This is a genomic window from Variovorax sp. CCNWLW225 (assembly GCF_037204045.1).
In the GTDB taxonomy this organism is placed as follows: Bacteria; Pseudomonadota; Gammaproteobacteria; order Burkholderiales; family Burkholderiaceae_C; genus Variovorax.
The window spans coordinates 28,941-41,845 of the sequence record NZ_JBBCBV010000020.1 but is presented as its reverse complement, the minus strand read 5'-3'; the positions used below and the strand labels follow the sequence as shown (position 1 = coordinate 41,845).

13 protein-coding genes are annotated in these 12,905 nt (G+C 64.9%); all 13 read right to left on the bottom strand.

What is annotated here, in order from left to right; genetic code table 11:
• Nucleotides 1–50: 50 nt before the first annotated feature.
• The 13 genes from V9L20_RS23465 to atpB all read right to left on the bottom strand — a co-directional run bounded on the left by V9L20_RS23465 (nt 51) and on the right by atpB (nt 12,899).
• Nucleotides 51–1,178: a Gfo/Idh/MocA family protein gene (locus V9L20_RS23465; RefSeq protein ID WP_443098623.1), complete on the bottom strand. Its 1,128-nt coding sequence runs from the start codon at nt 1,176–1,178 to the stop codon at nt 51–53.
• Between the two features lie 37 nt (nt 1,179–1,215).
• Nucleotides 1,216–2,178 (bottom strand): substrate-binding domain-containing protein, encoded by a 963-nt coding sequence (locus V9L20_RS23460; protein ID WP_258502650.1) that lies wholly within the window; start codon nt 2,176–2,178, stop codon nt 1,216–1,218.
• A gap of 46 nt (nt 2,179–2,224) precedes the next feature.
• Nucleotides 2,225–3,226, bottom strand: a complete 1,002-nt coding sequence (locus V9L20_RS23455) for an ABC transporter permease (protein WP_126749150.1) — start codon at nt 3,224–3,226, stop codon at nt 2,225–2,227.
• Nucleotides 3,213–4,748 carry a sugar ABC transporter ATP-binding protein gene (locus tag V9L20_RS23450; protein ID WP_258502652.1) on the bottom strand — a complete coding sequence of 512 codons (1,536 nt, stop codon included), beginning with the start codon at nt 4,746–4,748 and terminating at the stop codon, nt 3,213–3,215. Before V9L20_RS23450 ends, V9L20_RS23455 begins: the two co-directional genes overlap by 14 nt.
• Nucleotides 4,745–5,914 carry an ROK family protein gene (locus tag V9L20_RS23445; RefSeq protein WP_337298460.1) on the bottom strand — a complete coding sequence of 390 codons (1,170 nt, stop codon included), beginning with the start codon at nt 5,912–5,914 and terminating at the stop codon, nt 4,745–4,747. Before V9L20_RS23445 ends, V9L20_RS23450 begins: the two co-directional genes overlap by 4 nt.
• A gap of 243 nt (nt 5,915–6,157) precedes the next feature.
• Nucleotides 6,158–6,577, bottom strand: a complete 420-nt coding sequence (locus V9L20_RS23440) for a F0F1 ATP synthase subunit epsilon (protein ID WP_126749114.1) — start codon at nt 6,575–6,577, stop codon at nt 6,158–6,160.
• Between the two features lie 129 nt (nt 6,578–6,706).
• Entirely contained in the window at nt 6,707–8,122 is a 1,416-nt protein-coding gene (gene atpD / locus V9L20_RS23435; protein WP_126749115.1) for a F0F1 ATP synthase subunit beta, read from the bottom strand.
• 48 nt (nt 8,123–8,170) lie between these two features.
• On the bottom strand, nt 8,171–9,046 hold the full coding sequence (gene atpG, locus V9L20_RS23430; RefSeq protein WP_258502655.1) for a F0F1 ATP synthase subunit gamma: 876 nt from the start codon (nt 9,044–9,046) through the stop codon (nt 8,171–8,173).
• Nucleotides 9,047–9,067: 21 nt separating this feature from the next.
• Nucleotides 9,068–10,621, bottom strand: a complete 1,554-nt coding sequence (atpA, locus tag V9L20_RS23425; RefSeq protein ID WP_126749117.1) for a F0F1 ATP synthase subunit alpha — start codon at nt 10,619–10,621, stop codon at nt 9,068–9,070.
• A 49-nt stretch (nt 10,622–10,670) separates the two neighbouring features.
• Entirely contained in the window at nt 10,671–11,201 is a 531-nt protein-coding gene (locus tag V9L20_RS23420) for a F0F1 ATP synthase subunit delta (protein WP_337298429.1), read from the bottom strand.
• 7 nt (nt 11,202–11,208) lie between these two features.
• Nucleotides 11,209–11,679: a F0F1 ATP synthase subunit B gene (locus V9L20_RS23415; protein WP_157616184.1), complete on the bottom strand. Its 471-nt coding sequence runs from the start codon at nt 11,677–11,679 to the stop codon at nt 11,209–11,211.
• A 34-nt stretch (nt 11,680–11,713) separates the two neighbouring features.
• Nucleotides 11,714–11,971 (bottom strand): F0F1 ATP synthase subunit C, encoded by a 258-nt coding sequence (gene atpE / locus V9L20_RS23410; protein ID WP_124958928.1) that lies wholly within the window; start codon nt 11,969–11,971, stop codon nt 11,714–11,716.
• 49 nt (nt 11,972–12,020) lie between these two features.
• Nucleotides 12,021–12,899 carry a F0F1 ATP synthase subunit A gene (gene atpB, locus V9L20_RS23405; protein ID WP_126749120.1) on the bottom strand — a complete coding sequence of 293 codons (879 nt, stop codon included), beginning with the start codon at nt 12,897–12,899 and terminating at the stop codon, nt 12,021–12,023.
• Nucleotides 12,900–12,905: the final 6 nt, after the last annotated feature.

The following is a 12,905-nucleotide window of genomic DNA, read 5'->3' as shown; positions in this document are numbered from 1 at the left end:
GCGCCAGGCGCCGTGCGTTGCGTGCCCGCGGGTGCGGGCATGCGGCACGGCTACCAGGGCGTCCACTTTAATTCGCTTTTCGACGATGCCACCGTGCGCTCGATGAAGCGGACGCCGCGGGCGCCGTCTTCCACGCGCGGATAGTCGGCCGCGATGGCGTCGGCCTGCTGGCCCGCGATGCGTGCGCGGATGTCGGCCGCTACGCCGCCATAGATGTTGGCAAAGGCCTCGATGAAGCCTTCGGGGTGCCCCGCGGGCAGGCGGCTCGCGCGCTGCGCCGATTCGCACAGCCACGGAGAACCACGCGTGAGAGTGCGCTTGGGGCCGTCGTGCGGCAGGTGCAGCAGTTCGCTCGGCCGCTCCTGGCGCCATTCGAGCGTGCCCAGCGCGCCGGAGATGCGCAGCCGCAGGTCGTTCTCCAGCCCGGTGTTGATCTGCGAGGCGATCAGCACGCCGCGCGCGCCGCCCTTGAAGCGCAGCAGCAGGCTGCCGTCGTCGTCGAGCATGCGGCCCGGCACCAGCGCGCTCAGGTCGGCGCAGAGGCTTTCGATTTCCAGCCCGGTCACGCTTGCGACGAGGTTCTCGGCATGCGAGCCGATGTCGCCGATGGCGCCGGCCGCGCCGCTGCGCGCCGGGTCGGTGCGCCAGTCGGCCTGCTTGTTGCCGGCGTCTTCGAGCTGGCTCGCGAGCCAGCCCTGGTTGTATTCGACGACCACTTTGCGCAGCTCGCCGAGCTGGCCTGAGCGGACCATCTCGCGCGCCTGCCGCACCATCGGGTAGCCGGTGTAGTTGTAGGTCACGCCGAAGACCGTGCCTTGCTTTTTCACGGTGGCCACGAGCGCATCGGCCTGCTCGCGCGTGTGCACCAGCGGCTTGTCGCACACCACGTGAAAGCCCGCCTCGGCAAAGGCCTGCGCCACCGGAAAGTGCACGTGGTTGGGTGTGACGATCGAGACGAAGTCGATGCGCTCCTCGGGCGGGCGCTTCAGCTCGTCAGCCAGCAGCGACTGCCAGTCGCCGTGGTTGCGGTCGTCGGCCAGCCCGAGATCGCGGCCCGAGGCGCGCGCCTTCTCGGGGCTCGAAGACAGCGCGCCGGCCACGAGTTCGATCTGCCCGTCCAGCGCCATGGCCTTGCGGTGCACGGCGCCGATGAAGGCGTCGCGCCCGCCGCCGACCATGGCGCAGCGGAGCTTGCGAAAAGCGTTCTCGGTCACCTTAGAACGGCGAGTTCGGGTGGTAGAAGTCTTTCGCGTTTTCCTTGGTGATCAGCACCGAAGGAATGATCGTCGTCGCGGGCAGCTTCTCGCCCTTCAGCCGCGCCTCGGCCGTGAGCTTGATGGCGTCGTAGATGAACTTGGGCGAGTAGCTCACGTCGGCGCCAATGCGCTTGTCCTTGCCGTCCATGATGGTCTTGACCATGCCCTTGGCGCCCGCGCCGCCGAAGACGATCTTGATGTCGTCGCGCTTGGCCTGCTCGATGGCCTTGAGCACGCCCACGGCCATGTCGTCGTCGGCGGCCCAGATGGCGTCGATCTGCTTGAAGCGCGTGAGGTAGTCCTGCGTGACCTTGAAGGCGTCGTCGCGGTTCCAGTTGGCGTACTTGGCGTCGAGCAGCTTGATGTCCGGATGGTTCTTGAGCACCGCGTTGAAGGCGTCCATGCGCTCGTTGTCGAGCGTGGTGGCAATGCCGCGCAGGGCGACCACGTTGCCCTTGCCGCCGAGCTGCTTCGCGATGTACTCGGCCGGAATGCGGCCGAACGCGGTATTGTCGCCGGCCACGTACGCATCCTGCGCACTGGTGTCCGTCAGGCCGCGGTCGACCACGGTCACGTAGGCGCCCTTGGCCTTGACTTGCGCCACCGGCTTGGTCAGCGCGGCCGATTCGAACGGGAAGACCACGAGCGCGTTGATCTTGGTGACGGTCGAAAGGTCTTGCAGCTGGTTGGCCTGCTCGGGCGCGTTGGCCGCGGTCTTGATCGTGATCTTCAGGTCCTTGTGCTGCTTCTCGAGGTCCTTCTTCGCCTGGTTGGCCCAGTAGTTGATGCCGCCCATGAAGCTGTGCGTGGCCGCGGGAATCGAAACGCCGAGGTTCACTTTCTCGGCGGCGAGAGCGGGCAGGCTCGCGAGCGCTGCTGCGGCCACGGCCGTGAGTGCGATGCGGCGGGTGAAGCTTGTCATGCTGGATGTCTCCTTGTGGTTGATGGTGAAGCGGAACGGGAACGAACTAGCGGCGCCCTCTTTGGAGGAACGCAACGATGATGATCACGAAGCCCTGCACCGCGGCGTTGAGGTACACGCTGATGATGCTGGTGAGATTGAGGATGTTGCTGATGACCGAGAGCAGGATCGCGCCCACGACGGTGCCGGTGATGCTGCCCGCGCCGCCCTTGAGCGCGGTGCCGCCGACGATCACCGCGGCAATCGCCTCGAGCTCCCACAACAGGCCCGTGGTCGGCGACGCCGAGCCCAGGCGCGGCACATACAGCAGCGTTGCAATGCCCACGCACACGCCCAGCAACACGTAGGTCAGGATCTTCACGCGGTCGACGTCCACCGCCGCATAGCGCGCGACCTGTTCGTTGGAGCCGATGGCCTGCACGTAGCGGCCGTAGGCCGTGCGGTTCAATATGACGCCGCCGATGATCGCGACGATCACGAACACCCACACCGGCACCGGAATGCCAACGAGGCTTGCGTAGTACACCGGCGCGTAGAGGTCCGACAGGTCGTTGTCGAGCGTGAGCGCGCCGCCGTCGGCAAAGTACGTGAGGTAGGCGCGAAAGATGCCGAGCGTGCCCAGCGTGACGATGAAGGGCTCGATGCGCCCCTTGGTGATGAGCAGGCCGTGCGCCAGGCCGAACAGCGCGCCCAGCACCACCGCGAGCACCGCGCCCATCACCACCGCCATGAGCGGCGAACCCGAGGCCGGCCCGGCCCAGTTGATGAACATGATCACGCTGCCCGCGATGAGCGCCGCCATCGAGCCCACCGAGAGGTCGATGCCGCCCGAGATGATCACGAAGCACATGCCCACCGCAATGATGCCTATGAAGGCCGTGCGCGTGAGCACGTTCATGGCGTTGTCGACGGTGGCGAAGTCGCTGTTGAGCAGCGTGCCGCCGATGCACAGCAGCACAAGGCCGATGACGGGGCCGAGGCCGTGCAGGCGCTCGGTCCAGCGCGGCTTGCTTTCGCTGCGGTGCTGCGCGGCTTCAGGCTGCGGCATGGGTGTCTGCTGTTCCGGTGGCATGAGCGATGAGCTCCTCTTCAGTCAGGTTGTCGGCATTGAGCGTGGCGACGAGGCGCCCCGCGCGCATCACCGCCACGCGGTGGCACAGGCCGATGAGTTCCATCAGTTCCGACGAAACGACGATCACCGCGAGCCCTTCACGGGCGAGTCGCTGGATCAGGAAATAGATGTCGCGCTTGGCGCCGATGTCCACGCCGCGCGTGGGCTCGTCGAGCACCACCACCTTGGGCTTGGGCTGCAGCACCTTGGCGAGCGCGAGCTTCTGCTGGTTGCCGCCCGAGAGCGACGATGCGCGCACGTCGAGCGAGCCGGTGCGAATGCCGTAGTCCTTCACGGCCTCGGCCAGCGCGCCGCGTTCGGCATCGGGCTGGAGCCATGGGCGGGTGTAGCGCTCGAGCGCCATCAGCGTGAGGTTCTGGCGCAGTCCGAAGTTCACGTGAAGGCCCTTGCCCTTGCGGTCTTCGCTCAGGTAGGTGAGGCCGTGTTTTGCGGCGTCGCGCGGATTGCGCCAGCCCTTCTGGTCGGGCACCGCCTTGCCGAGCATCTCGACCTGGCCGCTCGCAGGCCGGAGGCCCAGCAGGCCTTCGAACAGCTCGGTGCGGCCCGCGCCGACCAGGCCCGCAAAGCCGAGGATCTCTCCGGGACGCACTTCGAAGCCGACATCGTTCGCCCAGCCGGGCACGCTGAAGTTGCGCACGCGCATGGCAGGCGCGTCGGCGGCCACCACCACGTCGCGCGGCGGGTACAGGTCGGCCAGTTCGCGGCCCACCATGAGGTTGGCCATCTGCTGGCGCGAGACCTCGGGCGTGGGTGCGCGCGCGACAAAGCGGCCATCGCGCATCACGATCACCTCGTCGGTCACCTGCTCCACTTCGTCGAGCTTGTGCGAGATGTAGACGATGGTCACGCCGTCGGCGCGCAGCTGCGCAATGAGCTTGAAGAGCCGCTCGGTCTCGCCGGGCGTGAGCGTGGCGGTGGGCTCGTCCATGATGAGCAGGCGCGCGCGGCGTGCAATGGCCTTGGCAATTTCGACGAGCTGCTTTTCCGCGACGATGAGGCGGCGCACCTTGGTGCGCGGATCGACCTGCAGCCCGACTGCGGCCAGTGCGGCGGCGGCATCGCGTTCCATTGACGCATCGTCGAGCAGCCAGCCTTTTTTCTTCTCGTGGCCGAGAAAGATGTTCTGCGCCACGCTCAGGTCTTCGGCGAGATTGAATTCCTGGTGAATCAGCACGATGCCCAGCGCCTCCGCATCGCGCGAGCTCGCAAAGTGCCGGGGCTCGCCGTTGATGCGCAGCGTGCCGCCGGTCGGCTGTTCGTAGCCCGAGAGAATCTTCATCAATGTCGATTTGCCGGCGCCGTTTTCGCCGAGCAGCCCGTAGACGCGACCCGGCGCCAGCGCAAAGCTCACGCCGTGCAGCACCTGCACGGGGCCGAAGGCCTTCACCACATCGGCAAACTCGACTGCAACGCTTCCCTTGGTTTCTGCTGCGGTCATGGCGCCACTCCGCGGACTTTCAGTGTTTCGTGCATTGCGAGCACGCCGGCGCCGATCAGCCCGCCCTGCACGCCCAGCGGCGTGTACTGGATCTCCAGGTGCCGGGTCGAGAGCGCGAGCGAGCGCTGGTAGACGCTCTGCCGCACGGCCGCCAGAAACAGCGGCCCGATGCGCGTGATGCCGCCGCCGATGAACACGTGCGACGGATTGAAGAAATTCACCACCGACGCCAGCATCTGGCCGATGAAGTTGCCGGCGTTCTGGATGATGCCGTTGGCCGCCGTGTCGCCCGCGCGGCTCGCCTGGCCGACGTCGACGGCTTCGATGCGCCCATGCACCCGCAGGCATTCGGCGAGCATGGCGCTTTCGCCGGCTTCGGCCGCCTGCACGGCCATGCGCGTGATGGCCGGCCCCGCCGCCATGGCTTCCACGCAGCCCACGTTGCCGCAGTGGCAGCGCGGGCCTTCCTGGTCGACGCAGATGTGCCCCACGTCGCCGGCCGAGCCGGCGGCGCCGCGATAGACCTCGCCGTGGCAGACGATGCCGCAGCCGATGCCGGTTCCGATCTTGATCACGAGAAAATTGTTGAGCGAGCGCTTCAGCCGCCAGAGCTCGCCGAGCGCCATCAGGTTCACGTCGTTGTCGACGAAGACGGGCGCCGCGTAATCTTCGCGCAGGTAGTCGCGGATCGAGAAGCTGTCCCACGCGGGCATCAGCGGCGGGTTCACGAGCTGGCCGATCTCGAAGTTGACGGGGCCGGGCACGCCGATGCCGATACCGAGCACGTCCTTTGCGCCGCTGTTGCAACGCGCGAGCAATTCGCGCATCAGCACGCGCACCCGCGCCAGCACGACAGCCGGGCCTTCGCGCACGTCGGCGGGTTCGTCATGCTGGGCAAGCACGGTGAGGTCGGGGCGCAACACCGCAACATCGAGGCTGGTGGCGCCAATGTCGATGCCGACCAGCACGCCCAGGCCGGCATGCAGCTGCAGGTTTTCGGCACGCCGCCCGCCGGATGAGCGCTGGAGACCAGCTTCGGCCAGGAGGCCTTGTTCGACGAGGCCCGCAATCAGCGCATTCGCCTTGCTCTTGGAGAAGCCGAGCTGTTCGGCCATGGCATGGCGCGAGCCGCCGGCCGACCAGAAGGTGGTCTCCAGCAACCGCATTTCGTCCGCAGTGATGCCGCTCCAGCGTGTCACGCGTTGTTGTCTCCGTCTTTGTTGCCTGCTGCCCCAAGGCTCGCCGCAGGTGAGTGAACGCGAATACTAGAGGCAGGTCTTCAGCCGGACAAGGCTGAACTTCGACCAAATTCAGATCGAAGGCATCGGGAGATCGAACTTTGCGGACGAAAAAAAGCCGCCCGGAGGCGGCTTTCTTCTGGCGGAGCCCTGTGGGGGCTGCCGCGGTATTTACTTCTTCTGGCGGTACTTGCGAAGCGCCGCGATCTGGGCAGCCATGACGGCGAGTTCGGATTGCGCCATGGCAATGTCGATGTCGCTCTTGGCATTCTTGAGCGCTTCCTCGGCGGCGGCCTTGGCCTGGTTGGCCTTTTCGTCGTCGAGGTCCTTGCCGCGAATGGCGGTGTCGGACAGCACGGTGACGGTGTCGGGCTGCACTTCGAGAATGCCGCCAGCCACGAAGACGAACTCTTCGCCGCCGTCGGCCGTTTCGATGCGCACTGCACCCGGGCGGATGCGCGTGATCAGCGGCGTGTGGCGCGGATAGATGCCGAGCTCGCCGGCTTCACCGGGCAGCGCGACGAACTTGGCCTCGCCCGAGAAGATCGACTCTTCTGCGGAGACCACGTCGACGTGAATGGTGTTTGCCATCTTTTTTCCTTTGCCGTTCTATGGAGAACTTCGGAAAGCAAGCAGTCGGTCGGCTGGTGAGGCGCCGCGCACAGCCGTACAGAAGTACGGCGAGCACGGCAACGAAGCCAGACGGTCGAATGCGCCGCTTTACGCGACCTTCTTGGCCTTCTCGAAAGCCTCGTCGATCGTACCGACCATGTAGAACGCTTGTTCCGGCAGGTGGTCGGCTTCGCCGTTCACGATCATCTTGAAGCCGCGGATGGTTTCGGCCAGCGGCACGTACTTGCCAGGCGAGCCGGTGAACACTTCGGCCACGTGGAACGGCTGCGACAGGAAGCGCTGGATCTTGCGGGCGCGGGCCACGGCAAGCTTGTCTTCCGGTGCGAGTTCGTCCATGCCCAGAATTGCGATGATGTCGCGCAGTTCCTTGTAGCGCTGCAGCGTGCCTTGAACGGCGCGGGCCACGTTGTAGTGCTCTTCGCCGACCACGTTCGGGTCGAGCTGGCGCGAGGTCGAGTCGAGCGGGTCCACGGCGGGGTAGATACCGAGCGAAGCGATGTCGCGCGACAGCACCACGGTGGAGTCCAGGTGGGCGAAGGTGGTGGCGGGCGACGGGTCGGTCAAGTCGTCGGCCGGCACGTACACGGCCTGGATCGAGGTGATCGAGCCAACCTTGGTCGAGGTAATGCGCTCTTGCAGGCGGCCCATTTCTTCGGCCAGCGTCGGCTGGTAGCCCACGGCGGAAGGCATACGGCCCAAGAGAGCCGACACTTCGGTACCGGCCAGCGTGTAGCGGTAGATGTTGTCCACGAAGAACAGCACGTCGCGGCCTTCGTCGCGGAACGACTCGGCAATGGTCAGGCCGGTCAGCGCCACGCGCAGGCGGTTGCCCGGGGGTTCGTTCATCTGGCCGTAGACCATGGCCACCTTCGAATCCTCGAGCTTCTCGAGGTTCACGACGCCGGAGTCGGCCATCTCGTGATAGAAGTCGTTGCCTTCGCGGGTACGTTCACCCACACCGGCGAACACCGACAGACCCGAGTGAGCCTTGGCGATGTTGTTGATGAGTTCCATCATGTTCACGGTCTTGCCCACGCCGGCGCCGCCGAACAGGCCCACCTTGCCGCCCTTGGCGAACGGGCAAACAAGGTCGATCACCTTGATGCCGGTTTCCAGCAGGTCTTGCGAGGGCGACAGTTCGTCGTATGCGGGTGCCTTGCGGTGGATCGAAGCGGTGAGCTCCTGGCCGACCGGGCCGCGCTCGTCGATGGGCGCGCCAAGCACGTCCATGATGCGGCCCAGCGTGGCCTTGCCGACCGGCACGGTGATGGGCGCGCCCGTGTTGGTCACGATCAGGCCGCGGCGCAGGCCGTCGGACGAGCCGAGCGCAATGGTGCGCACCACGCCGTCGCCGAGCTGCTGCTGGACTTCGAGGGTCAGCGCGCTGCCTTCGAACTTCAAAGCGTCATAGACCTTCGGCATCTGGTCGCGCGGGAACTCCACGTCGACCACAGCGCCGATACATTGAACGATCTTGCCTTGCACTGCGTTTGCTTGAGCCATGTGTGCTCCGATAAAAATTGTTTGTAGGGGGACGACCGTGAAACTGGCTTACACGCCCGCGGCTGCCGCCGCGCCCGAGACGATCTCGGAGAGTTCCTTGGTGATGCCGGCCTGACGGGTCTTGTTGTAGACCAGCTTGAGCTCGCTGATCACATTGCCGGCGTTGTCGGTTGCAGCCTTCATCGCAACCATGCGGGCCGAGTGCTCGGACGCCATGTTCTCGGCCACGGCCTGGTAGACCAGCGACTCCACATAGCGCACCAGCAGCTCATCGATCACGCTTTCAGGATCGGGCTCGTAGATGTAGTCCCACGAGTGCTGGCCCTCTCCGACCTGCAGCGATTCGGCCGCGAGCGGAAGGAGGGGCTCGACGATCGGCTCTTGCTTGATGGTGTTGATGAACTTCGTGTAGCACAGGTACACCGCGGACAGCTTGCCTTCGGCATAGGCGTCGAGCAGCGTCTTGACCGGGCCGATGAGCTTGTCCAGGTGAGGCGTGTCGCCCAGATGGGTGACGTGCGCGACCACGCGGGCGCCGATGCGGTTCAGAAAGCCCAGGCCCTTGCTGCCGATGGCCACCGACTCTATGGCCGTGCCGGCCGCCTGCGCTTCGCGCAGCTTGGTGGTCACGGCGCGCAGCAGGTTGGTGTTCAAGCCGCCGCACAGACCTTTGTCGCTCGTCACGATGATGAAGCCGATGGCCTTGGCCTCGTTCGTCTTCATGAACGCGTGAACGTATTCGGGGTTTGCACGGCCCAGGTTGGCCGCGATGTTGCGAATCTTCTCGCTGTAGGGGCGCGCGGCGCGCATGCGCTCCTGCGCCTTGCGCATCTTGGAGACCGAGACCATTTCCATGGCCTTGGTGATCTTCTTGGTGTTTTCCACCGATTTGATCTTGCCGCGGATTTCCTTACCAGCTGCCATGGGGGCTCCTTGTCAGGTCGATCAGGCGAACGACTTCTTGAACGCGGTGATCGCGCTCGTCAGTTCGGCCTCGGCGTCCTTGTCGAGCGCCTTGGCTTGCTCGATCTTGTCGAGCAGGGGGCCGTGGCTGGTCTTCAGGAACTGGTGCAGGCCGTGCTCGAAGGACAGAACCTTCTTGATGTCCAGGTCGTCCATGAAACCCTTGTTCACGGCAAACAGCGTGGCACCCATCAGCGAGATCGGCAGCGGGCTGTACTGAGCCTGCTTCAGCAGTTCGGTCACGCGGGCACCGCGGTCGAGCTGCTTGCGGGTGGCTTCGTCCAGGTCGGAGGCGAACTGCGCGAACGCAGCCAGCTCGCGGTACTGCGCGAGGTCGGTACGGATACCGCCCGACAGGCCCTTGATGATCTTGGTCTGGGCCGCCGAACCCACGCGCGACACCGAGATACCGGCGTTGATGGCGGGGCGGATACCTGCGTTGAACAGGTTGGTTTCCAGGAAGATCTGGCCGTCGGTGATCGAGATCACGTTGGTCGGCACGAAAGCGGACACGTCGCCGGCTTGCGTTTCGATGATCGGCAACGCGGTGAGCGAGCCGGTCTTGCCCTTGACTTCACCCTTGGTGAAGGCTTCCACGTAGTCGGCGTTGACGCGCGCGGCGCGCTCGAGCAGACGGCTGTGGAGATAGAACACGTCGCCGGGGTAGGCTTCGCGGCCTGGCGGGCGGCGCAGCAGCAGCGACACCTGGCGGTACGCAACGGCTTGCTTGGAGAGGTCGTCATAGACGATCAGCGCGTCCTGGCCGCGATCGCGGAAGTACTCGCCCATGGTGCAGCCCGAGTAGGCCGACACGTATTGCATGGCTGCCGATTCGGAGGCCGATGCGGCCACCACGATCGTGTAGTCCATGGCGCCCACTTGCTCGAGCGCGCGCACCACGTTCTTGATCGACGAAGCCTTCTGGCCGATCGCGACGTAGATGCAGGTCACGCCCTGGCCCTTCTGGGCAATGATCGCGTCGATGGCCACGGCCGTCTTGCCGGTCTGGCGGTCGCCGATGATCAGCTCGCGCTGGCCGCGGCCGATCGGCACCATCGAGTCGATGGACTTCAGGCCGGTTTGCAGGGGCTGGTCGACCGACTTGCGGGCGATCACGCCCGGGGCGACCTTTTCGATCACGTCGGTCATCTTGGCGTTGATCGGACCCTTGCCGTCGATCGGCTGGCCCAGTGCGTTCACCACGCGGCCGATGAGCTCGGGGCCGACCGGCACTTCCAGAATGCGGCCGGTGCACTTGACCGTATCGCCTTCGGAGATGTGCTCGTATTCGCCCAAGATCACGGCGCCGACCGAGTCGCGCTCGAGGTTCAGCGCCAGGCCGAACGACGGCGTGCCGTCAGCGCTCGGCGGGAATTCGAGCATTTCGCCTTGCATCGCGTCGGACAGGCCGTGCACGCGCACGATGCCGTCGGTCACCGACACCACGGTGCCTTCATTGCGGATGTTGGCACTGACGCCGAGACCCTCGATGCGGCTCTTGATCAGTTCGGAAATTTCTGCGGGATTGAGTTGCATGACTCTTTCCTTCTTTCTGTAAATGGGGCCAACTGGCTGCCGGCCGCCGTCAGGCGGTCAGCGCCGCTTTCATTTGTTCGAGGCGCGCCCTGACCGAGGTGTCGAGCACTTCGTCGCCAACCACGGCACGGATGCCGCCGATGAGCGAGGGGTCGAGTTCGACCCGCGTCGTGAGCTTGCGCGCAAAGCGCCGCTCCAGCGCCGCGCCAACCTCTTGCAGCGCCGCGTCGTCGATCGGAAAAGCGCTGTAGATCACGGCATCGGCAGCCCCGCTGCGCGCATTGCACAAGGCACGGAACTGGATTGCCACTTCGGGCAATGCAGCCAACCGGCCGTTGTCGATGACGGCGCGCAGAAAGTTCTTGCCCGCATCGGGCAAGGGCTGCTTCGAAAGCCCGGCGATCAGCTCGAACACCTGCTCGGGCGGCACCTTCGGGTTGGCCGCGAACTCCAGGAGCTGCGGGCTGCCGGCGACGGACGCCAGCTGGTCGAGCCAGCCTGCCGTGCCTTCGAGGTCGCCGGAGCACGCCTTGAACAGCGCCTCGGCGTAGGGACGGGCAATGGTCGCGAGTTCGGCCATGTCGTCCTCAGAGCTCGGTCTTCAGGCGGCTGAGCAAGTCGGCATGAACGCCGGCGTTGACTTCCTTGCGGAGAATCTGCTCGGCACCCTTGACGGCCAGTGCGGCCACCTGCTCGCGCAGCGCCTCACGCGCACGCACGGACTGCTGGTTGGCCTCTTCGCGCGCGGCGGCCACGATCTTGTTGGCCTCCTCGGTTGCGCGGCTCTTGGCCTCTTCGATGATCTGCTGGGCACGGCGCTCGGCATCGGCCAGGCGATTGGTGGTCTCGTTACGAGACGCCACCAGTTCCTGCTCGACACGCTGGTTGGCGGAGGCCAGTTCGGCCTTGGCCTTCTCGGCGGCCGCCAGGCCCGCAGCGATCTTTTGTGCTCGTTCGTCCAAGGCCTTCGCGATCGGCGGCCACACGAATTTCATCGTGAACAGCACAAGCAGCAGGAAGACGATGGCCTGAACGAACAGGGTCGCGTTGATACTCACGGCAACACCTTTCTGGAGTGGCGTTGAACGGAAATTACTTCGGCAGAGCGGCGATGAACGGGTTGGCGAAAGCGAACAGCAGGGCAATTGCCACGCCGATCAGGAACGCAGCGTCGATCAGACCGGCCAAGATGAACATCTTGGTTTGCAGTTCGTTCATGAGTTCAGGCTGGCGAGCCGACGACTCGAGGAACTTGCCACCCATCAGTGCAATACCGATGGAAGCACCGATCGCGCCGAGACCGACGATCAAACCACAAGCCAGAGCGACGAGACCGAGAACGTTTTCCATGATGACTCCTTAATACAGATTGAAAGCAAACGAAAAGAAAAAAGAAAACTCAATGCGCTTCATGAGCCTGGCCGAGATAGATCAAGGTCAGCATCATGAAAATGAATGCCTGAAGCGTGATCACCAGGATGTGGAAGATCGCCCAGACGGTACCGGCAATGACGTGCCCGATGGGCAGCATCACTCCCGAGAACGAAGCCGCCATCGCACCACCCATGAGCGCGATCAGCATGAAAACGAGCTCACCCGCATACATGTTGCCGAACAACCGCATGCCGTGCGAGACGGTCTTGGCCAGGTATTCGATGACTTGCATCAGCAGGTTGATCGGCCAGAGCACCGGGTGCGCACCGAAAGGCGCAGTGATGAGCTCGTGGCCCCAGCCGCCCAGGCCCTTGATCTTGATGCTGTAGAACAGGCACAGCAGCAGCACCGAGGTTGACAGGCCCAGCGTGGTGGACAGGTCGGCCGTGGGAACGACGCGCATGTAGGCGTGGTGCGGATCGTGTCCGGCTGCCTCGAAGACCTTGGCCCACAGCGAGGGCAGCAGGTCGACCGGCAGCATGTCCATGGCATTCAAGAGGAAGATCCAGACGAACACGGTGAGCGCCAGAGGCGCAATGAACTTGCGGCTTTTTGCGTTGTGGATGTTCGACTTGGCCTGGTTGTCGACCATTTCAACGAGCATTTCGACCGCGGCCTGGAACCGGCCGGGCACGCCAGGCGTGGCCTTGCGCGCAGCCAGCCACAGCACGAAGCAGCCCAGCGCACCGACGATCAGCGCATAGAGCACCGAGTCGAGGTTGATGACATTGAAGTCGACGATGGCCTTCTGGACCACGGGATTGAGGCTCCAGTCAACTTGCCAGTGCTGGAGGTGGTGAACGATGTATTCACTCGCGGTCGGGGCGTGTCCTTCGGCGGCCATCTTTCA

What these genes read in the sequence shown, in the direction of transcription:
- V9L20_RS23460 (WP_258502650.1), bottom strand. Translation starts at nt 2,178, where the DNA reads ATGACAAGCTTCACCCGCCGCATCGCACTCACGGCCGTGGCCGCAGCA.
- atpB (WP_126749120.1), bottom strand. Translation starts at nt 12,899, where the DNA reads ATGGCCGCCGAAGGACACGCCCCGACCGCGAGTGAATACATCGTTCAC.
- V9L20_RS23445 (WP_337298460.1), bottom strand. Translation starts at nt 5,914, where the DNA reads ATGCGGTTGCTGGAGACCACCTTCTGGTCGGCCGGCGGCTCGCGCCAT.
- V9L20_RS23455 (WP_126749150.1), bottom strand. Translation starts at nt 3,226, where the DNA reads ATGCCGCAGCCTGAAGCCGCGCAGCACCGCAGCGAAAGCAAGCCGCGC.
- atpG (WP_258502655.1), bottom strand. Translation starts at nt 9,046, where the DNA reads ATGGCAGCTGGTAAGGAAATCCGCGGCAAGATCAAATCGGTGGAAAAC.
- atpE (WP_124958928.1), bottom strand. Translation starts at nt 11,971, where the DNA reads ATGGAAAACGTTCTCGGTCTCGTCGCTCTGGCTTGTGGTTTGATCGTC.
- V9L20_RS23450 (WP_258502652.1), bottom strand. Translation starts at nt 4,748, where the DNA reads ATGACCGCAGCAGAAACCAAGGGAAGCGTTGCAGTCGAGTTTGCCGAT.
- V9L20_RS23440 (WP_126749114.1), bottom strand. Translation starts at nt 6,577, where the DNA reads ATGGCAAACACCATTCACGTCGACGTGGTCTCCGCAGAAGAGTCGATC.
- V9L20_RS23465 (WP_443098623.1), bottom strand. Translation starts at nt 1,178, where the DNA reads ATGGTCGGCGGCGGGCGCGACGCCTTCATCGGCGCCGTGCACCGCAAG.
- atpD (WP_126749115.1), bottom strand. Translation starts at nt 8,122, where the DNA reads ATGGCTCAAGCAAACGCAGTGCAAGGCAAGATCGTTCAATGTATCGGC.
- atpA (WP_126749117.1), bottom strand. Translation starts at nt 10,621, where the DNA reads ATGCAACTCAATCCCGCAGAAATTTCCGAACTGATCAAGAGCCGCATC.
- V9L20_RS23420 (WP_337298429.1), bottom strand. Translation starts at nt 11,201, where the DNA reads ATGGCCGAACTCGCGACCATTGCCCGTCCCTACGCCGAGGCGCTGTTC.